The sequence below is a fragment of the Cupriavidus sp. WKF15 genome (genome assembly GCF_029278605.1).
GTDB lineage: Bacteria > Pseudomonadota > Gammaproteobacteria > Burkholderiales > Burkholderiaceae > Cupriavidus.
In genome coordinates this window covers 776,953-800,129 of record NZ_CP119574.1, presented here as the reverse complement: position 1 = coordinate 800,129, position 23,177 = coordinate 776,953, and the positions used below count along the sequence as shown (strand labels likewise).

Genomic DNA, 23,177 nt, shown 5'->3' with positions numbered 1-23,177 from the left:
GGAATTTTATGTCGATGGGTTTTCTCCTTGTGATGGGGCAGTGTATGCCCGGTGTAGCGCCGGATTCATGCCATTGACGGGAAGCTTTTCAAACTCCTGCGGAGACCGATATCCCAGTGCGCTGTGCAGGCGATGCGAGTTGTACCAACCCTCGATCCAGGTGAACAATGCCTGACGGGCGTCGTCGTGCGTGGCGAAGCGCGAACGCATCAGCAGCTCGCATTCGAGCGTTGCGAAGAAGGACTCGCACATGGCGTTGTCGTAGGCATCGCCCACCGAGCCCATCGAAGGCTGAACGCCGGCCTCGCGGCAACGTCGCCCGAAGGCAACAGACGTGTATTGGCAGCCCTGGTCCGAATGGTGAATCACTGCGCTGGGATGTCGCTGCGCCAGCGCCATGTCCAGCGCTTGCAGCATCAGTGCGGTGCGCAGATGACTACCCATGGCCCAACCTACGATGCGCCGGCTGTACACGTCCAACACGACAGCCAGATAGTAAAAGCCGGCAACGGTCGGAATGTATGTCGCATCGGCGACCCACAGCTGATTTGGCGCATCGGCAGAGAAGTGTCGCTGCACCAGATCGGGCGCGGGTCTGCCCGCTGGCGCACGGTGGGTGGTGCAAATGAAGCGCGGCCGGCAAGCCCCGCGCAGGCCGGCCTCACGCATCAGACGCGCCACGCGCTTGCGCCCGACGTGGATACCTTGGCGCAGCAGCATGGCATGCACACGTGGCATCCCATAGGTACCGCGCGAGCGGGCGTGAATCTCACGGATTTGCGCGAGCAACAGCTTGTCACTCACGGCATGAGCGCTCGGACGTCGTTCCATCCATGCATGGAAGCCGCTGCGCGAGACCTTAAGCAGCCGCGCCATGGTGGACAGCGGAAAGCGGTCCTGATTTGCCTTCATGAACTCGAACCCTTGTCGGGCAGCGTGTCGGTCTCCCGGGCAAACCAGGCCGCGGCTTTTGCAAGTATCTCCCTCTCCATTTTGAGTTGCCGGTTCTCACGGCGCAGCCGCGTGAGTTCCTGGCGCTCCGCCGTGGTCAGGCCGTCCTGACGAACGCCGGCATCGCGATCCGCTTGGGCAACCCAGTTGTAGATCGTCTGGGCCGTGGGTTCGAACTCCTTGGCCAGATCCTCCGGACGGCGACCTGCATGGACCAAGTCAACCATTTGCTGACGGAAGACCGCACTGTACGGTGGGCGCGTTTTCGGCATGGTGCACCTCCTGCTTACTCAAGATAGGCACTGTCCGAAAAAGCGGGTCACCTCCAGAATGATGGCGAATATCAGTCAAATCAAGAACTTGAAATCCCCAGGCGAAGCCTTACCATTGCAACCGGGGGCGTCAGACTATGGCGCCCGCGCGAAAGCGAATGGAGGCAAACATGTTGTATCGATCGTTGTTTCCCCGTGACGTATTCTCAGAACTGGAACGCCTACAGCGCGAGTTGCAGCAGCCATTCGGGCTGTCTCCCAGCATTCGCGGTCGGGTCAGTTTTCCGGCCATGAATGTAGGCGGCACACCCCACTCGGTGGAAATCTACGCTTTTGCCCCTGGCGTCGATCCGGCCAGCATGGACGTGCAGCTAGTGAAGAACGTGCTGACCATTGTCGGCGAGCGCAAGTCCGATCTCCCCGACAAGGACGAGCAAACCTCCGTGCATATCGATGAACGCTTCGCCGGCCGCTTCCGCCGTGTGGTGAGCCTGCCAAACGACGTGAATCCCAATGCCGTAGAGGCCAAGTACCGCGACGGCGTGCTGCACATCAGCATCCAGCGCGTCGAAGCCGCGCAGCCGCGCCAAATCAGCATCCAGTGAGCGAGGAGGATCTGGCCATGAGCGAAAATGCTGCTGTCACCAAGCAAGCTGACACTGGCAGCACTGAAGCGGCCCTGATGCCGCCAGTGAATGTGTACGAGGACGCCGCAGGCATCACCCTGTACGCCGATCTGCCGGGTGTACCCAAGGACAAGCTGGTCGTGCAGGTGCAAGGCGATATCCTGACCATCAAGGGCGAAGTCGTCCTGGATCTGCCGGCAGGCATGGAAGCCAGTCACGCGGAGGTTTCCCTGCCCCGTTACGGGCGCGTGTTCACGCTATCCAAGGAACTAGATGCCGAAAAGGTCGTCGCCGAGTTCAACCACGGCGTACTCAAGCTGCGCATCCCGAAAGCCGAATACGCGCAACCGAGCCGCATTGAGGTCAAGGTGGCGTGATGTAAGCCGAGCGGGTCGTAGGCATCACCCATGGCTGCATACACATAAGAGGGCTGACATGAAACTCGAATCGTTGGAAGAGAGTTTCGGTTTTCGCCCCCTTTGACCAGTGAGGGGCCGACGATGCGACTGATCGAATTGGATGAACAACAGGACTTTCTTGCGACCTTGCAGCATAATGGTCTGGCAGCAGATGATTTCGAACTCCTGGAAACGGATACGACTGACCCAAAAGGCGACGAGAACTTCGGTTTACAGGGCTACGTCACGGTAACCAGACGATCGACACAAGTTACAAGGGAATACCCCATCGGCTATGAAACCGATTGGGTTCAGCATTTCAGGAAAGATCTCGAAGCCGGCATCTTCGATAAGTCCGAATGAGATCCTGCGTGCTATTGGGGCGGCGGGTGAAATAGGACTACCTGCCCGATTGGATACTCACCTGGAAGCAGGCATATCCCGGCCGACCCTCTACTTGCGGTGGCGGGCGTTCGACGAGCATGGCATCGAACTGGATTTCCTGCTGCAGAAGCGGCGCGACAAGGCCGCCGCCAAACGCTTCTTCCAGCGGGGCTGCGATCTTGCCCGGCACCGCGCAAGATTGTCACCGACCAGGTACGCAGCTACCCAGCCGCGAAGGCCGATCCCCCAGAGCTGGCCAACGTCCAGCACGTGTTCGTCAAGGCCAGCGCGCGCGTGAACAACCGCGCCGAGATCAGCGACCAGCCTACCCGCGAACCACAGGCCGGCGCAGGTCCTTAGCGCTTGGGCACTACTCTTCCTGGAACGCTTCCTCGCGCTTGGCCTTGATCGACGGCAGCGCCACCACGGCCACCAGCATAGCCGCGGCGATCAGCAGGCCGAGCGACAGCGGACGGGTCACGAACACGGTGAACCTACCCCGCGACAGCAACAGCGCCCGGCGGAAGTTCTCCTCCATCATCGGTCCGAGCACGAAGCCCAGCAGCAGCGGTGCCGGCTCGCACTTAAGCTTGATGAACAGGTAGCCGATCACACCGAACCCAGCCGCGGTAAAGACGTCGAAGGTCTGGTTGTTGACGGAGAAGACGCCGATGCAGCAGAACACCAGGATGGCCGGGTACAGGAAGCGGTAAGGTACCTGCAGCAGCTTGACCCAGATCCCGATCAGCGGCAGGTTCAGGATGATCAGCACCAGGTTGCCGATCCACATCGAGGCGATCAGGCCCCAGAACAGCGCCGGGTTGCTGGTCATGACCTGCGGGCCTGGCTGGATGTTGTGGATGGTCATCGCGCCCACCATCAGCGCCATCACGGCGTTGGGCGGGATGCCCAGCGTCAGCAACGGGATGAAAGAGGTCTGCGCCGCGGCGTTGTTGGCCGATTCCGGACCTGCCACGCCTTCGATGGCGCCCTTGCCGAACTCATGCGAGTACTTCGAGGTCTTCTTTTCCAGCGAGTACGCTGCGAACGAAGCGAGCGCCGCGCCACCGCCGGGCAGGATGCCCAGAATGGAGCCTAGCGCGGTACCGCGCAGCACTGCTGGCGCCATGCGCCTGAAGTCCGCCTTGGAGGGCCACAGGTTAGTGACGTGATCGGTGAAGGTCTCGCGGTCTTCTTTCTGTTCGAGGTTAGCGATGATTTCCGCGAAACCGAACATGCCCATGGCCAGCGCGACGAAATCGACGCCATCAGTCAACTCCGGCACATCGAAGTTGAAGCGCGCGGCCCCCGAGTTGACGTCGGTACCGACCAGCCCCAGCAGCAGCCCCAGCACGATCATCGCGACCGCCTTGGGCAGTGAGCCCGAGGCCAGCACCACGGCGCCGATCAGGCCCAGGCACATAAGCGAGAAGTATTCGGCGGGACCGAACTTGAACGCCAGTTCCGACAGCGGCGTGGCGAACGCGGCCAGGATCAGCGTGGACACGCAACCGGCGAAGAAGGAGCCCAGGCCTGCTGTGGCCAGCGCCACCCCCGCTCGTCCTCGCCGCGCCATCTGATAGCCGTCGATAGTGGTGACCACCGATGACGATTCACCCGGCAAATTGACCAGGATGGCGGTCGTGGAGCCGCCGTACTGTGCGCCGTAGTAAATACCGGCCAGCATGATGAGCGCGGCCACCGGCGGCAACGTGTAGGTTACCGGCAGCAGCATCGCAATGGTGGCAAGCGGCCCGATGCCCGGCAGCACGCCGATCAGCGTACCGAGCACGCAGCCGAGGAAGCAGTAGGCAAGGTTCTGCAGCGTTAGCGCCGTGGAGAATCCAAGAGCCAGGTGTTCGAATAGTTCCATTTTTGGCCGTCTCCTTAACCCGTAATGAAAGCCGGCCAGACCGGCATCTGCAGATTGATGCCGTACACGAAGGCGCCCATGCTGATCAGCACTAGCACCACGCCGTTGAGAAGCGCACCCTTCCAGCTAAATTCGTGGCTGGCCATCGAGGAGACCAGTACCAGCAGGAAGACCGACAGCACCATGCCGAGCGGCTTGAGCAGCAGGCCGAACAGCACCACCGATCCCAGGATCCACATCAGGGTTTTCAGGTCCCAGCGGGCCAGGTGGTCTTCCTCACCCTTGCTCGACAGCGAGCCGATCAGCACCAGCGCACCGAGGACGGCGAGTACCAGCCCGAGCAGAAAGGGGAAATACCCCGGGCCCATCTTGGCGGCGGTTCCCATGGAATAGCCGCGTGCGACCCAGGAAAAGCCCAGACCGACCAGAATAAACATCAGGCCGGAGGCAAAGTCCTTTTGGCTGCGTATGCGCAAAACGATTCTCCTCAAAGAACATGAAATGCGACGCCGCACTGCGCGCAGCCTCAGGCGCAGAGTGTTCCGGGCATGCAGGCGCACACCCGCAGGGATGGATCGACAATCATTCCGCCGTTGATGGACGCGCCCCTGTCGGAGATCAAGTAGCTCGCCAAGTCAGTCAGTTCATCGGCGCTCGCAGGTACGGCCCAAGGGGTTTTTGGGTGCCGATCCTGAGTCGCTTGAACGCACCGTTAGATTTCTGCAGCGCATGATGGCCTTCCCCGCGTGGCGCGTTGGGGAACTGCATACGGGTCAATCTGCTGCGTGCCTCGCTCTATCGCAAACACCTCGCTGCCTGGCATGAATTCACTAAAGTGGCCCAAAATTCGTCAACTGCTTTCGGAGCGATGGCGCCTGCTGCCGACAGCTCGTTCCCTGTTCGGCAAGTTGACAACGCCGTAGCGCCGGCGGTCACTGCCTGTTCAAGGCCGAATGGGCGCCGAACGTGGTTCAGCGCCCATATCTCTTTTGCATATCTAACCTCCGCTCTCGGCCTCCGTTCATTCATCCGGTCCAAGAATAACGTCTACGGCGGCCCGCCCAGCCAGCTCCGCCACGAGGTAAGCCCAACGTCTGGAGTATGGCCCGCCAAAGACTTTGATTCGCTTACCAATCGCTGCGACACCTGGCGGACTCATGGGTCCCTCAACCTGGAACCAGACGTCGAACATGTCCCTGGATGCCATATGGAGATCGACATGGATATCGAACCCTCGATACTCCGTCACGCGATCCATAGCCGTCTTCAATCTTCCAGCTGTGAGTTTTTCAACGTAATGCTCGACCAAGTAGGAATTAAAGTTGATGTGAGTCCAAAGCAGCAGGATCCAACCATGGGCACTTTGTGATTTAGCCGTCAAACTTCCTGGAGGCAGTTCGGGCTTCCCCTTCTCGTTCAGCCCGCGTAACGTACGTTTCCGGTAGCGCATCGACACGGTCGATCCGAAGCGGCGGTCATAGCCATCTGAAACTCGGCATTAGGTCACTATGCTCGTCGACCCCAACGCCACCCAGTTCGTTGATGATCTGCCTCAGGGTTTCCTTCGATCGCGAATCGCAACTGACGATCATCAGCAAATGGCCCGGTGCGATTTGCGCATTCTGCGGCCACAGTTCAAGGCGGCTGATCTTGCCGCCGACCAATCCGGAGACCCACCATCCGATCATCGCGCCAAGCGTGACAGCACCAACATACGCAACGGCGGTGGCACCGGCGCCGGCGGAAACGCCGTATCTGAAGATGACAAGCGCGCCGACGATCGCGCCGATGAAAATTCCAGTGATCGCCGCCTCTTCGCGGTACGTAGTCTGACCGACGTCGATCGTCGGCAATCCATCGACGGGCTGATTGTCGCGCTGGACAAACCACGGCCCTGCGACGAGTGTCGGGGTGCCGGACAAATCGCCCAATCGCGCTTGTGCCAGTCGCGCGGTGGCGTTGTCTCTCAGATTGAAATACAGCAGCGTACGCATGAAGTTACCTCACGCAATCTCAGTTTCCATTTCCGGCGAGCCGGCGGATGCTTGCTTGATGACTGCGACCGATGCTCCTGATGGCCCTGGTTCGGGTGCAGGACGGTGACCGCAGGTCTGGCCATCCTTCGTTGACAGCACGATCCCAGTCAATCAGCAGCGTGATTGCCTGACGCCATCTGGACGCTGCCAATCGCATGACGCCGAATCGCTGGGTGTTTCCCTTCGGCGGCCTGCCGACCTGGCAGTCGCGTAGCAGGCGTATGACATGTATGTCCCGGTAAGTGGTGTCTGCAGATTCTTTCGGCACGATATCTTCCTTCATCGCTTGTGAGGCTGGCATAGTGACGGCAGTGTTGAAAAATTGTCACCGTCGTGGGCACCGATCTTCCATTGCCAGCGGGTAATCATTTCCACCCATATCGCATTTCTGGAAATCGTTACGGCATCGTCATCACGATGAGAGCACGGCTCCGCCAGCCTGAAACGCGGAAGAGCAGCAGTAAAGGCGGAGGCCAACTTTGCGATCGGTCTTGCGGAGAAGAGTCTCCCTCGCCAGACATCGGTTGCATCGATCCCGGCGAAAGACTGACTGACTTGACTACTGAGGGACTGGGCGAACGGCGGTCGCCGCGTGGCATCTTGCATGAATTTTCCAGGGATCCCCGTGAGTGACTTCAGGAGTCACCAGTCCTAAGACGTCATCGAGGGGGAAGGCCCGGAAACGAGTGATAAGCGAACCAGAAGCACCTGGCTTCTGAAACGCTGCAACTAGCAGTATAGGGGGGCGATGCACACCGTCCTAACCCGCTTACAAATTGGTCAGGCAGACGCTGCGCCAAGCACCTGCGGTGCCCGCTAGCGCGGACGGGTCGCCCGCTTCTAGCGCTACACTGAAATGGATGGTCAGAGCCGTTCACGCGGCCGACACCGTCTCCGCCTCCATGTCGACACAAGGTCAGCAATGAACCGCCTTCGGTACTCGGTGAACCTGTCCTATGAGATCCTGGATCCCACAGGAGACTTTCTGTTGATTGTCGAAGCTGCGAAGACCGCAAGACAGTCCGTTGTCTCCGAGCGTCTGACGCTCACGCCACCGGTTGACGCCGCTCGCCACACGGATCCACTATGCAACCGCCTGCTCAGGATACGTGCGAACAAGGGCCCGCTGGCCATCCGCTATGAAGCTGTGGTGGACATCGATCATCGCCTGGACGATGGTATGTCACTCACGGAGGTACCCGTCGCCGAACTCCCCTTCGATGTCCTTTCGTACCTAGCGCCGAGCCGGTATTGCGAATCCGACCGCATGATGGAGTTCGCCATGCGCGAGTTTGGCGGCATGCGCCCCGGCTATTCGCGCGTGTATGCGATTCGGGAGTGGGTGCGCAACCATGTGCGCTTTCTTTCGCGATCCACCAATGAGTGCACCTCGGCGATCGATACGATTGTCGAGCGTACCGGCGTTTGCCGGGATTTTTCCCACCTGATGATCGCGATCTGCCGCGCCCTGAGTATTCCCGCCCGTATGTCCAGCAGCGTGGACTATGGCGCGGACCCTGCCATGGGCGCGCCGGACTTTCACGCGGTGGTCGAAGTGTTCCTGTCGGGCGGATGGTACCTGCTCGACCCCTCGGGGGTATCCATTCCGACCGGCCTGCTGCGCATCGGCACCGGCCGCGATGCCGCCGACATTCCGTTTGCCGCCATATTCGGCAAGGTCGAGTCGAAGCGGCCCTTTATCGAAATCCAGCCAATGGCCGACCCGGCTGCCGGGATTGGCCTGCCGCTCGCAACGACAAGCGCCATCTCCACCTGGTAAGCGGCATCAGCGCGCTTCGCCTTTCATCCCTTCGATTTCCATGGCGGCGTTCCAATCCTCGTATGCCGCAATCGGTTCCATGGCCTCGTCAACGAACGATGCCGCGCGTTCCGCGGCAGCCGACGGCCCCAGAAGAACATCCTCCCAATCACCATCCTCGGCCTTCGGCGGCAGCAACATGTCTTCGAGCATCCCCCGTAGTTCCGGGGTATCCCATGGCTTGCCAAGCCTCGTTTTTCTGTTCCGATAGTGGCGAACCTCCGAGTCTTGCTCGGCGGTAAGTGGCAGGCCTCGGAAAGTAGGGCCTGTGTCAGGGTGGATCATGGTGTGCCTCCCTCATCGGTCGGCATTCGTTGAATGCAGAGGTATCGCCCTGCGGTAATTTTGCGCCTTGCCGGGGGGGCTTACGACTTCCTCTTGTCGAGACCGTCGTTCCGAACCCGCGACTGATCCGTGCTGAACGGGGTTGCCGGTACGGAAGGCTTCTTGGGTTGCTTCGGCTTTTTCGCTTCACGGTTGCCGCGTAGTTGGCTTTTTGCCATGAGAAACTCCTGCTGCATTGATTGCCGGTTGGCAACCCAAGCATACGCGCTTAGGGATGCTCTGCACAAACGCGAATCGAGTGTGCTTGGCCGTTTAACAGGAAGCTGAATGCGCCACGACGCCAACCTGTCAGCCCGGGGCGAAGCTGTCTGGCACGCGCGGAGCAGCACTCGCGGGCTACGCGCGAGGCATCGGCATGAGCCTGAAACGCGCTCATGCCTCAGCAGCCAGCAGTTTGCCGCGCGCCATCCACAAGTTGGACAGCGCGAACAAGGTCATGACTTGCGCGGTGTTCTTCCTCAGCCCTCGATAGCGGACCTTGGTGTAGCCGAACTGCCGCTTGATGACCCGGAACGGATGCTCGACCTTGGCCCGGATGCCCGCCTTGATTCGCTCGACTTGATCGACGAGCGCGCCAAGCGGTTTGCTTTGGTCCAGAACGCGACGTTTGCCTGGCTTCATCGCCACGTGCCAGTTCACGTCCGCCCGCGCGTCAGGACGCTTCTCCACGCCCTGATAACCCGCATCGCCAAACGCGTCGGTTTCCTCGCCATGCAGCAGGCTGTTGGCCTCAACCACGTCGTTGATGTTGCCAGCCGTGCCCCGCACCGTGTGCACCAGCCCGCTTTCGGCGTCCACGCCAATGTGCGCTTTCATGCCGAAATACCACTGGTTTCCTTTCTTACTCTGGTGCATCTCCGGGTCGCGTTCGCCCGACGCATTCTTGGTCGAACTCGGTGCGCTGATCAGCGTCGCGTCCACCACCGTGCCCGCGCGCAGCATCAATCCCTTGTCGCGAAGGATGTCGTTTACCAGCGCGAGAATCTGAGCGGCCAGCTTGTGCCTCTCCAGCAGGTGACGGAACCGCAGGATGGTGCTCTCGTCGGGCAGCCTCACCGTCCAGTTGTCCAGCCCGGCGAACTCCCGATACAGCGGCACGTCGTGCAGCGCTTCTTCCATCGCCGGGTCCGACAGGCCGAACCATTGTTGAAGAAAGTGGATGCGCAGCATTGCCTCGACCGCGAACGGGGGACGGCCGCGCTTGCCCTCCGGGGCGTACGGAGCGATCAGCATCACCAGATCGGCCCACGGCACCACGCGGTTCATCTCGTCCAGAAATTCGCGCTTGCGGGTGCGCTTGGTCGACAAGTTCAGTCCAAGGTCAGTTTGCTTCATGCGCTACATGCTCGCTGGCTCGACGATTCATTGCAAGCACATCCGCCGGCTAATTGTGCAGAGCATCCTTAGTCTTCGGCAAAGGGAACTATTTCGTCCAACCCATATCTTCGTATGGCTGCAGGCGGGAGGGTCCCTGTTCCTAGCATCGCGACTGGACCCTTCCGCCTCGCGGCGCTCGCGCCCCAGCGCGGACGCGGGCGAGGCATCGGCCGATCCTGCTAGTGGACAAGGCTGCGCCATGGAGGCGGCGCGGCTCACCCAGAGGATCTGCGTCGTCATGAATGGCAATGCTTCACAGGATCGAAGGAATTGCGCTCACGGATCCGGCCATCACGGTCATGGATGAAGAGCTCGACCCCGTCCTGCTTCGCCGCGTCCGTACCAGCAGCGATTGCCTCGGCTTCCGTTGGGTACAGGACGGTGGCTCCGTTCGGGCCTTCCACGGTTACAGCCCAGCCTCGATCGTGATCCGGCATGACGTGGATATTTCGAGAAGTCATGATCATCCCCGGCTGCTTGCTCTGTACGGCCAGTCTCGCGCAGATAATTGTGTTTCCGCAATCAGTCGCGGTCCCACGACGGGAAGCGCACATCTGTCCGAGCTTGTGCCAGGAGAGATCAGGCGCGCACGCTTGCAACCTCGAGCAGTTGGTGACGAAATCCGTCGCATCAAGAGCGTCGACCACTGACGTACTCCACCAGCGCTTTGAGCTTGGTCGACTGGTTGCGCCGGCTTGGATAGTAGAGATAGAAGCCTGGGAAGGTTGGCGAGAACGGAACCAGGACCCGTTTCCGCCGTTTTTCCTTGATGTGAGGCAGCGCGAGCTGCGTTGGCTTCGCACATATGCCATCGGCACCGTGCTGATAGGGACACTAACGAAATCCGACAACTTATCGTCAACCTGATCCGCCAGGGCGTGATGATGGATCGTTAATCGTAGCTGCGCACTCGCCTCGGGTTACACCCGCTGCCTCATCCAGCATGCAACGCTCATACGATCGCGCGTGGCGGGCAGCACCTCGTGTTCAAACTGTGCCGAGAGAAACAGCAGCAGCGTTCCGGCGTGCGGAAAGACGTCGTGATATGCGTGATCGGCAAGGTAGAGCCGCAGTGCACCGCCCTCGGCGTCCTGCCAGGCTTCGTTGAGGTAGAACACAGCGGAAATCACGCGGCTGACGTTGTTACGCAGGCAGTCGAGGTGGCGTGCATATGCGGCGCCTGGCCGATATACCGCGTAGTGTGATTCGCTGCCGATCAGGCCGAGAAACAGGTCGCGGTTGAGCGCATTTCGTAGCGCTTCGATGCGATCGGCGAACGCCTGCTGCGCCGAGCTCAGCGCGTCGGGTTGGAACCAGCGCGTCCTATCGCCGCGCAGACTGCGCCTGTGTCCCAACAGATCGACTACCTCGACCCCGCACTTCTACTACACGAGTGGGACAAACCGTCCGTTGATGCGCTTGAGCGAAAGCTTTGGCCGACGCCTTTTACGTGCTGTTGGCCGATTCTACGATCGCGGGGAAAGAACGGGCCTTGTTGACGCAAGTGGGTGCAACACTCTACCGGTTGGGCCTGAACGAACGGGTGGTGCCCACGAAGCGGGACGACACAGCTCAGTGACAATGCCCCCCGCGGCCGCGGTGGTTTTCCCTGGCGTTGAAGGGCAGTGGTGGAATGCGAGAGCACTGGCTTCAAGACTCCCTGCAACGAGCTCGTGGTGGCTCGTCAGCATCCGCCGTGTCCGGGGAACTGTGCCGGTTGTGAAGGCGGTTGTGCACCGTCTCGCAACTGATCAACATCTTAGCCGCGGGCTCCTCATCCCCGCCGGCTGTGCCGGCTTCCACGGCGCTACGAAGATAGACTTGCCGGGAGACGATGGCGACGATCACAATGATGGCACCGACGCAGCAGGCCCGCGCCACAAATTGAAGGTATCGTGCCATGGAAATTGCAACGGCCAGCAGGAGGTAATGCGTGGCGAGATTACACGAAGCTGCCACAAAACGATGCTACGCCGTTGCGGGATTGACACCGCCTCCGTTACGTCATAGCAGGGTCGGAACTGCGCCTTGTGTAGCCCCGCACCGGGCCTGACGAGCATGCCAAAGACAATCGCACCTCTACGAAGCGGCCACTACTGGGCCACGCCCCACGCGCCCTTCCCGCTGGACGGTGAGAACGGCTATGACGAGGTTTTCCCAGGCGCGCACTGCGTCAGCAACGGCAAATGGGTCATCTTCGATAAGCACGGGGACGAAGTCTGGGCGTGCAATGCCATATATGCCGCTGCCCATTTCGACTTTGCTCCCCTTTCCGGCGCGGGCGCGTCGGCGGACGACTGAGACAGGGACGGCGCCGGCCAGCCGCTCGGGTACCTTCCGCCTCTGACATCACGGCAAAGAATGTTTCTTTGATCGGGTGTTATGTCAAATTTGGTGGATCCTAGCCACGGCTGGCTGACTGCCGGTTCGACAGCACGGCCATTGGCTGGATTGGTGCGTATTTCCAAGAAGACTTCCGCGGTTATCTCCTCTTGATACTTCTCGGCTTGACGTTTGAATCCATCCACCGACATTGCGAGCGCAGCCTTGTGCGCAGCACATCTTCAGCGTCGGCCTCCTGATCGGCCTGGTTTCGCTGGCCGTCTCGCGCAGGCGCGACTTGACCATGCCGTACCGCCCGACGCGTTGCGCCCTGCTTGCGATATGGGGTTGCCCCGTTTCATCGGACAGATTCGCATTGGAATTTTATGTCGATGGGTTTTCTCCTTGTGATGGGGCAGTGTATGCCCGGTGTAGCGCCGGATTCATGCCATTGACGGGAAGCTTTTCAAACTCCTGCGGAGACCGATATCCCAGTGCGCTGTGCAGGCGATGCGAGTTGTACCAACCCTCGATCCAGGTGAACAATGCCTGACGGGCGTCGTCGTGCGTGGCGAAGCGCGAACGCATCAGCAGCTCGCATTCGAGCGTTGCGAAGAAGGACTCGCACATGGCGTTGTCGTAGGCATCGCCCACCGAGCCCATCGAAGGCTGAACGCCGGCCTCGCGGCAACGTCGCCCGAAGGCAACAGACGTGTATTGGCAGCCCTGGTCCGAATGGTGAATCACTGCGCTGGGATGTCGCTGCGCCAGCGCCATGTCCAGCGCTTGCAGCATCAGTGCGGTGCGCAGATGACTACCCATGGCCCAACCTACGATGCGCCGGCTGTACACGTCCAACACGACAGCCAGATAGTAAAAGCCGGCAACGGTCGGAATGTATGTCGCATCGGCGACCCACAGCTGATTTGGCGCATCGGCAGAGAAGTGTCGCTGCACCAGATCGGGCGCGGGTCTGCCCGCTGGCGCACGGTGGGTGGTGCAAATGAAGCGCGGCCGGCAAGCCCCGCGCAGGCCGGCCTCACGCATCAGACGCGCCACGCGCTTGCGCCCGACGTGGATACCTTGGCGCAGCAGCATGGCATGCACACGTGGCATCCCATAGGTACCGCGCGAGCGGGCGTGAATCTCACGGATTTGCGCGAGCAACAGCTTGTCACTCACGGCATGAGCGCTCGGACGTCGTTCCATCCATGCATGGAAGCCGCTGCGCGAGACCTTAAGCAGCCGCGCCATGGTGGACAGCGGAAAGCGGTCCTGATTTGCCTTCATGAACTCGAACCCTTGTCGGGCAGCGTGTCGGTCTCCCGGGCAAACCAGGCCGCGGCTTTTGCAAGTATCTCCCTCTCCATTTTGAGTTGCCGGTTCTCACGGCGCAGCCGCGTGAGTTCCTGGCGCTCCGCCGTGGTCAGGCCGTCCTGACGAACGCCGGCATCGCGATCCGCTTGGGCAACCCAGTTGTAGATCGTCTGGGCCGTGGGTTCGAACTCCTTGGCCAGATCCTCCGGACGGCGACCTGCATGGACCAAGTCAACCATTTGCTGACGGAAGACCGCACTGTACGGTGGGCGCGTTTTCGGCATGGTGCACCTCCTGCTTACTCAAGATAGGCACTGTCCGAAAAAGCGGGTCACCTCCAATACGTCAATACCCGCCAGGCTGGCCCCCCTAGACTTGTTTTGGCCTGCGCCCCCGTGGCAGGCCGCCCCGATTGTCTACAGGAGTCCCACCATGCCAGACCAGAACGACCCCACCTTCGAACTGGCGCGCTGCACCCAGCAGTTCGCCATGCGCGCATGGCTGCGCTGGGAAGAATCGCGCCAGATGCAAACCGTCGACACTGGTGGCTAACGCACGGGTGCGCCACTACGTGCAAGACCGTTTGGAGGGCAAGGTTGGAGACGCTAATGGCCGTGAGATTTCTGGGCCTCGGCAAGCGCCGTTCAAAGGGAGAAACAAACCGCATCGCCGTGACCGTAAATGGGTCAATGGCTCTCAGCAGAGGTCCGGTCGTCAGCCTCCTACATGGACGCCCCCAGTTTGCCAAGCGCTCAATCGATGATGACTGGAAGGTAGATTTGCCCTTGGCAGGGCGAGCTGGATGTTCGCGGGCTCACCGCGCGGCGGGCGCGCCGCAGCCACGATGTATTCGTTGCTGGGCACCTGTCGCTTGAACGGCATCGAGCCCTATGGCTGGCTCAAGGACACGCTGGAGCGCCTGCCGGCCCACCCGATCAGCCAGGTCCACGAACTGCTGCCGCTGGCGCGCTAACCGCTACACTGCGCGTCATGGATATCCTTGACGCCCTGCGCCTGGCCCCAAGTGCCGACCTGTACCGCCTGTATCTGACCGTCGGGCGGATGATCAACGACCCCAAGCGTATCCTCGAGGTTCGCAGGCACCTGCATATCGGTATGGCTGTGGGCTACGTCGCCGACGATCTCACCCAGCCGGTGCGCCATGGGCGCATCCTCGAGCTGCGTCAGACCCAGGCCGTGGTCCAGGACACCAGCAGTGGCCGCCACTGGATCCTGCCCTACGCCGCCGTGCTCGCCGAGCCCACTACTGTTGCGCAGCAACCGCCGCACGCTTCACCGCCACCACCGCCCCGGGCGCAGCGTGCGGACTTCCGGGTCGGCGACACCGTCAGCTTCACTGACCAGCACCTGCGCGAGCGCATCGGCACCATCGTGCGCGTCAACCAGAAGACCGCCTCCATCGAATGCGACCCGAATGAAGGCCAGTGGCGCGTCTCCTTCGCGCTACTGCGCAAGGTCGTCGATCTGTAGCTCCAACCGCTTACCGTCGCTCGCCAAACGGGTTCCGCTGACGGTTACGTGGTATGCAACTCCACTTTGGCACACCGATGCCGTTCGAGTGGGGCGTCCATCCCATTGGTTTTGGCGCGGTCTCGCAGTTGCCTACCTGTGCAACATGGACGCAGCGTCCCGCGCAGGTCTTGCGCCTGCCGGGGCTAGGGAATCCCTGCGGGAAGCCTCGTGCCGCGCCGGCCCACGTGCCGGCCGCGGATCAACTCAACCCGTCCAGAACCAGGTGCTGTCCATGGATAGCCTGCGCGGCGTCCGATGCGAGGAAGGCAATGGCGCATGCCGCCGCTGCGGTCGAGACCCAGTCGCTCGGGTCGGCGGCCGGCATGGCCGCGCGGTTAGCATGGGTGTCGAGGATGCTCGGCGCGATGCTGTTGACGTTGACGCCGCCCCTGCGCACCTCGTGCGACAAGCTTTCCACCAGACGCTGCAGCGCGCTCTTGGACGCGCAATAAGCGCCCATCGCGGCGGACCCGCTGGCCGCGCCACGCGCCGTGACCGCCACCACCTTGCCGGCGCGCTGGGCGAGCATGGCGGGCACCAAGTGCTGCGTGACGGCCACCAGCGACCAGGCGTTGAGATCCATCATCCGCATCCAGGACTCCCGGCTGAGCGCAGAGACGGGCTCGCCCAACTCGAAGCCGCCAGCCACGTGCACCAGTACGTCGACACCGCCGAACGCATCGAGAATGGTGCGTGCCGCCACCGCCATGCTGTCCGGCGAGGTCACGTCGGCCGCCAGCAGCAAATGCCAGTCGGCAGCCTCGGGGACCGGTGCCTGCGCCCTCAGGACGTCCACGCTCCGGTCGATCAGGGCTAGTCGGGCCCCCTCGTCCGCGAACGCCTGGGTGACGGCCCGGCCTAGCGCACCGGCAGCGCCTGTGATCACGATACGGCGCGGGGATGCTGACGAATCCATGGTGTTCTCCTGTGTAGTCGTGTAACGAATAGAGAGATAGGGAGAGAGGCGGAGGGCAAGCCCTGGCTTGGTCTCGCACCGGCTCCGCTCGCCCTCTCCGGCCTCCTAGTCACCATAGACCGCCGGCCCTCACCTGGAAACCCGGCTCTGCACATTCGGTATGCCCGCCCGGCAGGCGGCCCAGAAACCACTGAATTGGTAAGGACCTCCCAATCACCAGATCGGCACCGCCTGGTGACATCATGGCAAGTGCTACACAACCTTTTTGTGGAAAGGGGGAAATCATGGAAAAGATTACACATGTTGGCGTGGATCTGGCCAAGAACGTCATGCAGATTCATGCGGTCGACGCCGCGGGGCGTGTCGTGGTGCACAAAGCGATTCGGCGCGAGCGATTCGTGAGTTGGTTTGCCAATCTGGAACCGTGCCTGGTTGCGATGGAGGCTTGCAGCGCGGCGCACTACTGGGCACGCAAGCTGCGCGCGCACGTCTGATTCCACCGCAGTTTGTCGCCCCCTACCGCAAAGGCGGCGTTCACGTAAAGAACGACTTACTCGATGCCGAAGCGACCTGCGAAGCGGCGAGCCGCCCCCACATGTGGTTCGTGCCGGTCAAGTCACCCGCGCAGCAAAGCGTGCTAGTGCCAACGTTTTCCATCTCCGTCAGGAAGCGCTGACGGCGCGTCACCCGCTTCTTGCCGTGGCTTTCTGCTTCCGCAAAACTGATCTGTCGCTTCATCACCGGACCATGAATCATGGGATGCCTATGACAACGCACTTACTCAATGCCGCGATGACTCGCGCACTGATTTAGCAGCGTTTCCTTAGCGCCAACGGCTGGGCACAGCATCCGTGCACATTGATGCTGACGAGCCCCGTGATGCAGGACGTTTTCGCGGGGTCCGGACGTCGCCAGAGCGAAAGACGAGACCATCAGGTCGCTCGCCCGCCCCTCTTCAAAATGCATCGACATCCAGGATCTCATCTATGGACGCCCGTCCGGCGAGCTCGCCCACCAAATGCGCCCAGCGGCGTGAAAACGGAGAGCCGGACACCTTGCGGCGCGTCCCGTAGCCTGTACCACGAACTCTAGTTGGCCCCTTGATCTGGAACCACGTATCAAACATCCCCTCAGCGGTCTTCAGCAAATTAACGCGTATCGCAAAACCTCTGTACTCTGTGGTGCGTTGCATGCTCATCTCCTGGTCGCTTTGGCATCCTTCAAAAGATCGAGACTGGAATCGACGAAGTCGAAGGCGTGTCGTTGTAGATAGCCGGAATCCAGGCAATCACACCCACCTGAAGTTCGGCATCAGGTCGTTGTGTTCGTCGATGCTTACACCGCCCAGTTCGTGAATCAACTGCTTCGTGGATACTTTAAAATGCGAGTCGCAACCGGCAATCATCAGCAACTGGCCTGGTGCCATTTGCGCTTGCTGCCGCCCCGTTCCGACGCACCCAATCAAGATTCAGAGTGTGACGGGAACGTCTTGCGGTGCCACTGCGTGCGGCATCAGTGCCTGGTGCAGGTCGAGATCGGCTGGGTCGCAGCCTTCCAGCGCAGCCCTGGCCCGGGCCATCTCGTCGGGGCTGCCATGGCCCATCACCAGGAAGTGGTTTGACTTGATGGCCGTCTCATACTTGACAATGCTGTCCTTCGGAATGCCCATACTGGCAATCGCCGCGCCCAGGGCCGAGAAGCCGCCCACCACCACCGCGCCCTCGATGACCGACAGCACGATGGTCGCCAGGTGCCCGAGCACGACCAACGGCCCCAGTACCGGTACGGTCAGGAACACGCCGCCGAACAGCAGGCCCCACAGGCCACCCCAGAAGGCACCGTAACGCCCCCAGAATCTCATGCGGTCGCCGACGTTGTAGAAGCCCGCGATCTTCTCTTCCGAGTGATAGCCCTTGCCGACCACGCTGAAGTGTTTCATGTCGAAGCCACCGTGAATCAGCCTCTTCACCGCGGCGTCCGCGTGGAGATGATCGTCGAAGGTTGCAATGACCACGTCGTGCTTGTTCATGGTGAGACTCCTTGCCGGCGTGGCCGGATGGAAAGCGTCCCCACATCCGACCCCACGCACGGGAGACTGCCAGCGCCGACCGGAGGGCGGCAAAAAAGGTAGCGGACCAAATCAGTCTGGGCGGTCAAGGCGCGCGAGTCGGTACGGTGGCGTACCGGTGGCGCGGAGGAAGGCCGCAAGACGGCGCGCGTGTTTGCCACGTTGCCGGTCCGTCAGCGTACAGACACGCGGCGGCGGACGGGCCACGCTGTCGTCATGTCCGGCCCGCCACCCGGGCGGGCGCCGGACATGCGGCCGCAGCCACAGGACAAGGCGTCATCGCCATGGCCCGCCTGCGCATCTAATCCATAGCGTGAGGCGCACCCTTCTTATGAACCCTATCACCTCCTTCCTGGTGCTGATCTGTCTCGGCACAGGTGTGCTGGTCGGTACGTTCGCGAATCCCCTGTTCGGCATTGCCTTCCTCGTGCCGGCGGTACTGATCGGTTTTACCCTGAAGATGGCCAACACTTGGCAGAAATTTGTCATTCTGCGCGCAGGCAAACTGCAAAGCGTGAAGGGCCCCGGCCTGTTCTTCATCATCCCGGTGGTGGACAGCGTCACCGCTATCATCGACGAGCGCATCCAGACCACCGCCTTCAACGCCGAGCAGGCACTGACCAGGGACACTGTGCCCGTCAACGTCGATGCCATCATCTTCTGGCACGTGGCCGACGCCGAGAAGGCCGCGTTGGCCATCACCGATTACCTGCAGGCGATTGATCGGGTTGCCCAGACCTCGTTGCGGGAGATGATCGGCTCTTCCATGCTCTCCGCATTACTATCCGACCGCCGCGCAGCCGACCAGCAACTGCGCGACGAGATCGGCGCCAAGACCGCCGCGTGGGGCATCTCCGTCACCTCGGTGGAGATCCGCGACGTCGCCATACCGGAAGCCTTGCAGGATGCGATGTCGCGCCAGGCGCAGGCCGAGCGCGAGAAGCAGGCCCGCGTTATCCTCGGCTCCGCCGAGGCCGCCATCGCCGCCAAATTCGTGGAAGCGGCCAGCACCTACGATGGCCATCCGCAGGCGTTGCAACTGCGTGCGATGAACATCATCTACGAGACTACCAAGGAGCGCGGCGTTACTATCCTGATGCCGAGCTCGATGGTCGACAGCATGAACCCGGCGCCGCTGGCCTTTGCGGTGGCCAGCGCGGAACTGGCCGACGCGGTAGCTCCGGCCGGACCCGTGATGCCCCTCAAGACGGCCGCGTAGGCGTGTGCAGTGCGACCCGGCACGTCTGTAACCGGCGTTCGCCGGAGCCGGGCCGGCCAGGGGGAGTATGCAAGGAAGCCATGTCAAAGTACTTGTTGAATTCTTGCTGCGGTGACCTTGCTGCTTACCGCTTGCGGCCGGGGGCGGCGGCTCGAATATCGGTAGTGGCGCGACAACCCTGGAGGGCGGCATTAATTTGTTTGCAAGTTGTGTCGTTCGGCGACAGCCTGTCGAACCTCGGGACCTTTGCACCAATCGCCAGTGTGATCGGCGGGGGTCGCTTCACGACCAATCCGGGCTAGGTGTGGACTCAGAGTATTGCGCAATACTACGGCGGTACGCTAAGCGCTGCGTTTACGATCGACATCACTCACGAACTGACTCGCAAAGCGGCCTCGGCTATGCAGAGGGCGGCGCCACGGTGGAGACGCCGGCCAACCTGAACGATTTTCTCGTTGACGTGATCGGCAATATCGAAATGCCCGTCAACCAGCAGGTATCGAGCTATATGGCCGCCCACGGAAGCTTCAAGGCCAACCAACTGGTGCTGGTCTGGGCAGGCTCGAATGACGTGCTTCGCGCCGGAGCGCTGCCGTCTGCGGCGCAGACCGTGCAGACGGCGGCAACGACCTTGGCTCAACTTGTCGGACAGATCGTCCAGAACGGCGCCACGCATGTCGTAGTAATCAATGTCCCGAATGTCGGACTATCGCCAAAAGGCATCGCCTCGGCCGACGGCGGGGAAAACCTGGCCCGGCTGTCACAAACCTTCAACGCTAGCCTTAATAACGCCTTGCAGGCCATCGGCCTGCAAGGCGATGTCATCCAGGTCGATGCTTATACATGGGAAAACCGCCTTGCCGGATGCGCCGCACAGCAACGATCGTCTCAGCGCCGATTCGATGTGGACAAACATATCAGACCCAGCATACCGGCAATGGCTGAAGCCAGCGAAGCCGCCAGTACGCCAACCTTGACGGAGCCAAGGAGTTCCGAGCTGAATGCCAATCCCGCGATGAATAGCGCCATTGTGAAACCAATTCCCGCCAGAGTGCTGCCGGCTGTCAAAATCCGCCAAGGCAAGTCGTGGGGACGCCTTGCCACGCGCAGTTTCACGGCGAGAGCGCTCAGCACTACAATACCAACGGGCTTTCCAACCACGAAGCCGACAAAGATAGCCATCGCGAGGGCAGAATCGAACCTGTCAGGAACAAACGTTACCCCCGCATTTGCCAGCGCAAACAGCGGCATGACCGCGAAGGCAATCCATGGGTGAAGGATGATCTCGAGCCGCTCAATTGGCGACAACACTTCTCGCGCTGCCACCCCGGCCCGTTGGAGATCGCGTCGCCCGGCCGTATCACCACCCCAGTGTTTTCCAGGTGGATAGGCAACCACGCGGTTGAAGATGGCATGCAGACGATCATCGCTGACCCAACTGTGTGCGGGTGCCATCAATCCCAAGATCACGCCTGTCAGGGTCGCGTGAATTCCCGACGCGTCTAGCGCTACCCAGACACCGAGGCCAACAGTAAAATAAAGAGGAATGCTCCGGATACCGAACCACCCAATGCCTGCTATGACGGCAACGCCCAGCCCCCCCATCGCTAGAGGTATCCACTGTAAGGCATCTCCATAACTAATGGCCACTACAAGAATCGCTGCAATGTCGTCAAAAATCGCAAGTGTCAGCAGGAACAGTCTCAGGCTTTCTGGCACGTGGCGACCGAGCAATGCGAGGCAACCGATGACGAAGGCAGTATCCGTCGACATGACCGTACCCCACCCCGCGGCGCTCGGCCCTCCCCCGACAAGTAGCAAATACAGTCCGACGGGTATTATCATTCCCCCGATCGCGCCGGCCAGTGGCAACATCGTCAGTCGTGGGTCACGGAGTTCCCCGAGAGTTATTTCCCGTTTGAGCTCAAGTGCGACGACAAAGAAAAAGAGCGTCATCAAACCGTCGTTGATCCAGTGCTGAAGCGAGCGAGAAAATTCAATGTCCCCCAGCGACAACCCGATTCGCATCTCCCAGAGTGCAAAGTACTGAGGCGACCACTTCGAATTGGCGAACGACAGTGCAACTACCACGCAACCTAACAGGATGGCGCCGGCCATCGCCTCAATGCGAAAGAAGCGCAGTAGAGGCTCTGTAAACTGATCAGCGAGTTCACTTGGTAGCTGTGCGAGATCTTCGTTCATATAGGCAACCCCGTTCAGGCCGGTTCATCAGAAGTTGCTGTTTCACGCGCCGTAATGGCAGGGATCCAATATACGCTAGGAGGAGAAGAAGGAATGATCTTCACGAGTTGGGCGCGCACGCCTGCGCCGCGGAACTGGCATATCGCTTGCCCGAAAAGTGGCATCTCGATCGGGCTGCAAAGCGCACTTCTAGCGGACACGGCGGACTACACTTGAAGATTCCGACTGTATTTCAGACTCGCTCCTTGAAAGAACGATATGCGGAGAGCGTCTTCTCCGATGACCTGCGCAGCAACACTCGCTAACAAGGTCTCAGCGGCGTCTTCGAAACGCTGCACCCACTTTCCACTGGCGACTGCCAATCGGCGGAAGTGCCCAGCCGGTTGGAAGCCGCCATCAGGCGACATCCGGCGATTGAGCTTCGAAGGTCGCTCTTGGACTAGGCGTCCTTGCCTGCATCGCCTTTAGCAGGGACACCGATATCAACCTGACCGGGCTGTCTTTGAGGCCTTCCCAAACCTTCATCATGCATGGGCTGTGCTTCTTCTGAAGACTGCCCATCGGACGGCAGATCAGGAACATCCTGCCCTTGCTGCGGTTTGTGCGTTTGCTGTCCCATTACCCTCTCCAATCTCGGCTCAATGCCGCCATAGCCTGCGGTACGCAAACAACGCGCCATGGCGAACGACTCTCCGTTGATACGCCGCAGGGCGGCAGTGAGAAAACTCGCAGTCCAAATAGAGGTGGCCCCCGCCAAGGGCTTGGTCGATCTGAACCCCTCTGGACAGGGCTATGCAGCGAGAGCGTACCAGCGACGGGGCAGGAGTTCAGCGACGTCGGCGGTCTTCCTTGGTACGGTCGCGGATCAGGGACTCACGAACTCGGTGCAGCGCCGAGAGCGTCTGCTGCGATTCCGTCTCAGGGCACACCAACGCACGGACCGGCGCGATGCCGCTTCGCAGATCGCCTAGCATCAACGAAGTCGTTCTTTTTGGCCTTGACGAAGGGCCGCACGAACTACGACTAGATGAGTTTGACCTAATGGCCGACGGCGGCCAGGTTGTGCGCCATATGGTCGGTGCAGGCGCAGGCTTCCATGATCACGGTGCTAAATCTCAGCCGATTGGGAAGATCGAGGCCGCAAGCGCCACGATCTACCGCGCATTCGCGGACAAGTCACGCTCCTTGCGATGGAACTCCTTGCAGTGCATGCCCGTTACCGTACCGACACTAAGACAGCTTCAGTCTAGTGTCACATGTGATGGCGGTTCGCTATCCCTGGGTCCTCCGGGGCACCGTGCAAAGGCAACCTGTCACTGGCCACAAGCCTGGTGACGTCCGAGTGTGTTGCCTGCCTCTGCATGTTACGCGTTGAGGCCGATCCAGCCTGGAAGATTGTCCGCAATCCCGCGGGCGCTTCAAGTCAGCTACGAGGAAGGAACTGTGATGAAATATGCAAATCTGATTGTCACAACACTGATGACACTCGCCGTCATGGCATGTACGGGCCCGGCCGGAC

24 protein-coding genes and 7 pseudogenes are annotated in these 23,177 nt (G+C 60.9%); 12 read left to right on the top strand and 19 right to left on the bottom strand.

Annotated features, from left to right (window positions below; genetic code table 11):
• Positions 1–84: 84 nt before the first annotated feature.
• A pseudogene (locus CupriaWKF_RS33775) lies at positions 85–1,223 on the bottom strand (IS3 family transposase); the annotation flags it as partial.
• Between the two features lie 170 nt (positions 1,224–1,393).
• On the opposite strand from CupriaWKF_RS33775, the gene CupriaWKF_RS33770 reads away from it, so the two are divergent.
• From CupriaWKF_RS33770 to CupriaWKF_RS33755, 4 genes and pseudogenes are all read left to right on the top strand, one after another.
• Entirely contained in the window at positions 1,394–1,828 is a 435-nt protein-coding gene (locus tag CupriaWKF_RS33770; protein ID WP_276104113.1) for an Hsp20/alpha crystallin family protein, read from the top strand.
• 17 nt (positions 1,829–1,845) lie between these two features.
• Complete coding sequence (locus tag CupriaWKF_RS33765) at positions 1,846–2,226, top strand: Hsp20/alpha crystallin family protein (RefSeq protein WP_276104111.1); 381 nt, start codon at positions 1,846–1,848, stop codon at positions 2,224–2,226.
• A gap of 123 nt (positions 2,227–2,349) precedes the next feature.
• Positions 2,350–2,610 (top strand): transcriptional regulator, encoded by a 261-nt coding sequence (locus CupriaWKF_RS33760; RefSeq protein WP_276103611.1) that lies wholly within the window; start codon positions 2,350–2,352, stop codon positions 2,608–2,610.
• Positions 2,611–2,701: 91 nt separating this feature from the next.
• Positions 2,702–2,967, top strand: a pseudogene (locus CupriaWKF_RS33755) (DDE-type integrase/transposase/recombinase); the annotation flags it as partial.
• Positions 2,968–3,001: 34 nt separating this feature from the next.
• Here CupriaWKF_RS33755 and CupriaWKF_RS33750 read toward each other — a convergent pair.
• The 5 genes from CupriaWKF_RS33750 to CupriaWKF_RS33730 all read right to left on the bottom strand — a co-directional run bounded on the left by CupriaWKF_RS33750 (position 3,002) and on the right by CupriaWKF_RS33730 (position 7,146).
• Positions 3,002–4,504, bottom strand: a complete 1,503-nt coding sequence (locus tag CupriaWKF_RS33750) for a tripartite tricarboxylate transporter permease (protein ID WP_276103609.1) — start codon at positions 4,502–4,504, stop codon at positions 3,002–3,004.
• 14 nt (positions 4,505–4,518) lie between these two features.
• On the bottom strand, positions 4,519–4,980 hold the full coding sequence (locus CupriaWKF_RS33745; RefSeq protein WP_276103608.1) for a tripartite tricarboxylate transporter TctB family protein: 462 nt from the start codon (positions 4,978–4,980) through the stop codon (positions 4,519–4,521).
• A 545-nt stretch (positions 4,981–5,525) separates the two neighbouring features.
• A complete protein-coding gene (locus CupriaWKF_RS33740; protein ID WP_276104110.1) occupies positions 5,526–5,762 on the bottom strand; it encodes a hypothetical protein in 237 nt (78 codons plus the stop codon).
• Between the two features lie 217 nt (positions 5,763–5,979).
• Complete coding sequence (locus CupriaWKF_RS33735; protein WP_276103607.1) at positions 5,980–6,498, bottom strand: hypothetical protein; 519 nt, start codon at positions 6,496–6,498, stop codon at positions 5,980–5,982.
• A 321-nt stretch (positions 6,499–6,819) separates the two neighbouring features.
• Positions 6,820–7,146, bottom strand: coding sequence for a hypothetical protein (locus CupriaWKF_RS33730; RefSeq protein WP_276103606.1), 327 nt, complete (start codon positions 7,144–7,146; stop codon positions 6,820–6,822).
• A gap of 316 nt (positions 7,147–7,462) precedes the next feature.
• Here CupriaWKF_RS33730 and CupriaWKF_RS33725 point away from each other — a divergent pair, with 316 nt between their 5' ends.
• A complete protein-coding gene (locus CupriaWKF_RS33725; protein ID WP_276103605.1) occupies positions 7,463–8,320 on the top strand; it encodes a transglutaminase family protein in 858 nt (285 codons plus the stop codon).
• A gap of 6 nt (positions 8,321–8,326) precedes the next feature.
• Here the strand turns inward: CupriaWKF_RS33725 and CupriaWKF_RS33720 are convergent, their stop codons facing one another.
• The 5 genes from CupriaWKF_RS33720 to CupriaWKF_RS33700 all read right to left on the bottom strand — a co-directional run bounded on the left by CupriaWKF_RS33720 (position 8,327) and on the right by CupriaWKF_RS33700 (position 11,436).
• A complete protein-coding gene (locus CupriaWKF_RS33720; RefSeq protein ID WP_276103604.1) occupies positions 8,327–8,644 on the bottom strand; it encodes a hypothetical protein in 318 nt (105 codons plus the stop codon).
• A gap of 80 nt (positions 8,645–8,724) precedes the next feature.
• Positions 8,725–8,862, bottom strand: coding sequence for a hypothetical protein (locus CupriaWKF_RS33715; RefSeq protein WP_276103603.1), 138 nt, complete (start codon positions 8,860–8,862; stop codon positions 8,725–8,727).
• A 214-nt stretch (positions 8,863–9,076) separates the two neighbouring features.
• Complete coding sequence (locus CupriaWKF_RS33710) at positions 9,077–10,039, bottom strand: IS5 family transposase (protein ID WP_276099037.1); 963 nt, start codon at positions 10,037–10,039, stop codon at positions 9,077–9,079.
• A gap of 278 nt (positions 10,040–10,317) precedes the next feature.
• On the bottom strand, positions 10,318–10,728 hold the full coding sequence (locus CupriaWKF_RS34455; protein WP_346348637.1) for a DUF2188 domain-containing protein: 411 nt from the start codon (positions 10,726–10,728) through the stop codon (positions 10,318–10,320).
• A gap of 273 nt (positions 10,729–11,001) precedes the next feature.
• The gene (locus tag CupriaWKF_RS33700) at positions 11,002–11,436 is read right to left on the bottom strand and encodes a 2OG-Fe(II) oxygenase (RefSeq protein ID WP_276103602.1); all 435 of its coding nucleotides are present in this window, start codon (positions 11,434–11,436) and stop codon (positions 11,002–11,004) included.
• 703 nt (positions 11,437–12,139) lie between these two features.
• On the opposite strand from CupriaWKF_RS33700, the gene CupriaWKF_RS33695 reads away from it, so the two are divergent.
• Positions 12,140–12,382, top strand: a complete 243-nt coding sequence (locus CupriaWKF_RS33695) for a hypothetical protein (protein WP_276103600.1) — start codon at positions 12,140–12,142, stop codon at positions 12,380–12,382.
• Between the two features lie 483 nt (positions 12,383–12,865).
• Here the strand turns inward: CupriaWKF_RS33695 and CupriaWKF_RS33690 are convergent.
• Positions 12,866–14,004 (bottom strand): annotated as a pseudogene (locus CupriaWKF_RS33690) (IS3 family transposase); the annotation flags it as partial.
• A 239-nt stretch (positions 14,005–14,243) separates the two neighbouring features.
• On the opposite strand from CupriaWKF_RS33690, the pseudogene CupriaWKF_RS33685 reads away from it, so the two are divergent.
• From CupriaWKF_RS33685 to CupriaWKF_RS33675, 3 genes and pseudogenes are all read left to right on the top strand, one after another.
• Positions 14,244–14,414, top strand: a pseudogene (locus tag CupriaWKF_RS33685) (IS30 family transposase); the annotation flags it as partial.
• A 150-nt stretch (positions 14,415–14,564) separates the two neighbouring features.
• Positions 14,565–14,693 carry a transposase domain-containing protein gene (locus CupriaWKF_RS33680; protein WP_253074908.1) on the top strand — a complete coding sequence of 43 codons (129 nt, stop codon included), beginning with the start codon at positions 14,565–14,567 and terminating at the stop codon, positions 14,691–14,693.
• Between the two features lie 17 nt (positions 14,694–14,710).
• Positions 14,711–15,211 (top strand): hypothetical protein, encoded by a 501-nt coding sequence (locus tag CupriaWKF_RS33675; RefSeq protein WP_140950093.1) that lies wholly within the window; start codon positions 14,711–14,713, stop codon positions 15,209–15,211.
• Positions 15,212–15,452: 241 nt separating this feature from the next.
• Here CupriaWKF_RS33675 and CupriaWKF_RS33670 read toward each other — a convergent pair whose 3' ends face one another.
• Positions 15,453–16,169, bottom strand: coding sequence for an SDR family oxidoreductase (locus CupriaWKF_RS33670; RefSeq protein WP_140950094.1), 717 nt, complete (start codon positions 16,167–16,169; stop codon positions 15,453–15,455).
• A gap of 284 nt (positions 16,170–16,453) precedes the next feature.
• Between CupriaWKF_RS33670 and CupriaWKF_RS33665 the strand changes: the two are divergent.
• Positions 16,454–16,809, top strand: a pseudogene (locus tag CupriaWKF_RS33665) (IS110 family transposase); the annotation flags it as partial.
• Between the two features lie 315 nt (positions 16,810–17,124).
• Here CupriaWKF_RS33665 and CupriaWKF_RS33660 read toward each other — a convergent pair.
• The 3 genes from CupriaWKF_RS33660 to CupriaWKF_RS33650 all read right to left on the bottom strand — a co-directional run bounded on the left by CupriaWKF_RS33660 (position 17,125) and on the right by CupriaWKF_RS33650 (position 18,198).
• The gene (locus CupriaWKF_RS33660) at positions 17,125–17,361 is read right to left on the bottom strand and encodes a hypothetical protein (RefSeq protein WP_276103599.1); all 237 of its coding nucleotides are present in this window, start codon (positions 17,359–17,361) and stop codon (positions 17,125–17,127) included.
• 96 nt (positions 17,362–17,457) lie between these two features.
• Complete coding sequence (locus CupriaWKF_RS33655) at positions 17,458–17,595, bottom strand: hypothetical protein (RefSeq protein ID WP_181184450.1); 138 nt, start codon at positions 17,593–17,595, stop codon at positions 17,458–17,460.
• Between the two features lie 42 nt (positions 17,596–17,637).
• Entirely contained in the window at positions 17,638–18,198 is a 561-nt protein-coding gene (locus tag CupriaWKF_RS33650) for a DUF1269 domain-containing protein (RefSeq protein ID WP_140950641.1), read from the bottom strand.
• Between the two features lie 370 nt (positions 18,199–18,568).
• Between CupriaWKF_RS33650 and CupriaWKF_RS33645 the strand changes: the two genes are divergently transcribed.
• Positions 18,569–19,456 (top strand): slipin family protein, encoded by an 888-nt coding sequence (locus CupriaWKF_RS33645; RefSeq protein WP_140950658.1) that lies wholly within the window; start codon positions 18,569–18,571, stop codon positions 19,454–19,456.
• Positions 19,457–19,567: 111 nt separating this feature from the next.
• Positions 19,568–20,315, top strand: a pseudogene (locus CupriaWKF_RS33640) (SGNH/GDSL hydrolase family protein); the annotation flags it as partial.
• A gap of 29 nt (positions 20,316–20,344) precedes the next feature.
• On the opposite strand, the gene nhaA reads toward CupriaWKF_RS33640, so the two are convergent.
• The 3 genes and pseudogenes from nhaA to CupriaWKF_RS33625 form a co-directional block, all read right to left on the bottom strand.
• Positions 20,345–21,658, bottom strand: coding sequence for a Na+/H+ antiporter NhaA (gene nhaA / locus CupriaWKF_RS33635; protein ID WP_140950642.1), 1,314 nt, complete (start codon positions 21,656–21,658; stop codon positions 20,345–20,347).
• Between the two features lie 439 nt (positions 21,659–22,097).
• Positions 22,098–22,277, bottom strand: coding sequence for a hypothetical protein (locus CupriaWKF_RS33630; protein WP_140950643.1), 180 nt, complete (start codon positions 22,275–22,277; stop codon positions 22,098–22,100).
• Positions 22,278–22,506: 229 nt separating this feature from the next.
• A pseudogene (locus CupriaWKF_RS33625) lies at positions 22,507–22,765 on the bottom strand (transposase); the annotation flags it as partial.
• Positions 22,766–23,177 lie beyond the last annotated feature (412 nt).

Bases quoted from the DNA above. Each gene is read 5' to 3' on its own strand.
- CupriaWKF_RS33650 (WP_140950641.1), bottom strand. From the start codon at position 18,198: ATGAACAAGCACGACGTGGTCATTGCAACCTTCGACGATCATCTCCAC.
- CupriaWKF_RS33765 (WP_276104111.1), top strand. From the start codon at position 1,846: ATGAGCGAAAATGCTGCTGTCACCAAGCAAGCTGACACTGGCAGCACT.
- CupriaWKF_RS33710 (WP_276099037.1), bottom strand. From the start codon at position 10,039: ATGAAGCAAACTGACCTTGGACTGAACTTGTCGACCAAGCGCACCCGC.
- CupriaWKF_RS33725 (WP_276103605.1), top strand. From the start codon at position 7,463: ATGAACCGCCTTCGGTACTCGGTGAACCTGTCCTATGAGATCCTGGAT.
- CupriaWKF_RS33680 (WP_253074908.1), top strand. From the start codon at position 14,565: ATGTATTCGTTGCTGGGCACCTGTCGCTTGAACGGCATCGAGCCCTAT.
- CupriaWKF_RS33740 (WP_276104110.1), bottom strand. From the start codon at position 5,762: ATGGATCGCGTGACGGAGTATCGAGGGTTCGATATCCATGTCGATCTC.
- CupriaWKF_RS33730 (WP_276103606.1), bottom strand. From the start codon at position 7,146: ATGCAAGATGCCACGCGGCGACCGCCGTTCGCCCAGTCCCTCAGTAGT.
- nhaA (WP_140950642.1), bottom strand. From the start codon at position 21,658: ATGAACGAAGATCTCGCACAGCTACCAAGTGAACTCGCTGATCAGTTT.
- CupriaWKF_RS33720 (WP_276103604.1), bottom strand. From the start codon at position 8,644: ATGATCCACCCTGACACAGGCCCTACTTTCCGAGGCCTGCCACTTACC.
- CupriaWKF_RS33760 (WP_276103611.1), top strand. From the start codon at position 2,350: ATGCGACTGATCGAATTGGATGAACAACAGGACTTTCTTGCGACCTTG.
- CupriaWKF_RS33670 (WP_140950094.1), bottom strand. From the start codon at position 16,169: ATGGATTCGTCAGCATCCCCGCGCCGTATCGTGATCACAGGCGCTGCC.
- CupriaWKF_RS33750 (WP_276103609.1), bottom strand. From the start codon at position 4,504: ATGGAACTATTCGAACACCTGGCTCTTGGATTCTCCACGGCGCTAACG.
- CupriaWKF_RS33675 (WP_140950093.1), top strand. From the start codon at position 14,711: ATGGATATCCTTGACGCCCTGCGCCTGGCCCCAAGTGCCGACCTGTAC.
- CupriaWKF_RS33770 (WP_276104113.1), top strand. From the start codon at position 1,394: ATGTTGTATCGATCGTTGTTTCCCCGTGACGTATTCTCAGAACTGGAA.
- CupriaWKF_RS33655 (WP_181184450.1), bottom strand. From the start codon at position 17,595: ATGGCACCAGGCCAGTTGCTGATGATTGCCGGTTGCGACTCGCATTTT.
- CupriaWKF_RS33660 (WP_276103599.1), bottom strand. From the start codon at position 17,361: ATGCAACGCACCACAGAGTACAGAGGTTTTGCGATACGCGTTAATTTG.
- CupriaWKF_RS33735 (WP_276103607.1), bottom strand. From the start codon at position 6,498: ATGCGTACGCTGCTGTATTTCAATCTGAGAGACAACGCCACCGCGCGA.
- CupriaWKF_RS33645 (WP_140950658.1), top strand. From the start codon at position 18,569: ATGAACCCTATCACCTCCTTCCTGGTGCTGATCTGTCTCGGCACAGGT.
- CupriaWKF_RS33630 (WP_140950643.1), bottom strand. From the start codon at position 22,277: ATGGGACAGCAAACGCACAAACCGCAGCAAGGGCAGGATGTTCCTGAT.
- CupriaWKF_RS33695 (WP_276103600.1), top strand. From the start codon at position 12,140: ATGCCAAAGACAATCGCACCTCTACGAAGCGGCCACTACTGGGCCACG.
- CupriaWKF_RS33715 (WP_276103603.1), bottom strand. From the start codon at position 8,862: ATGGCAAAAAGCCAACTACGCGGCAACCGTGAAGCGAAAAAGCCGAAG.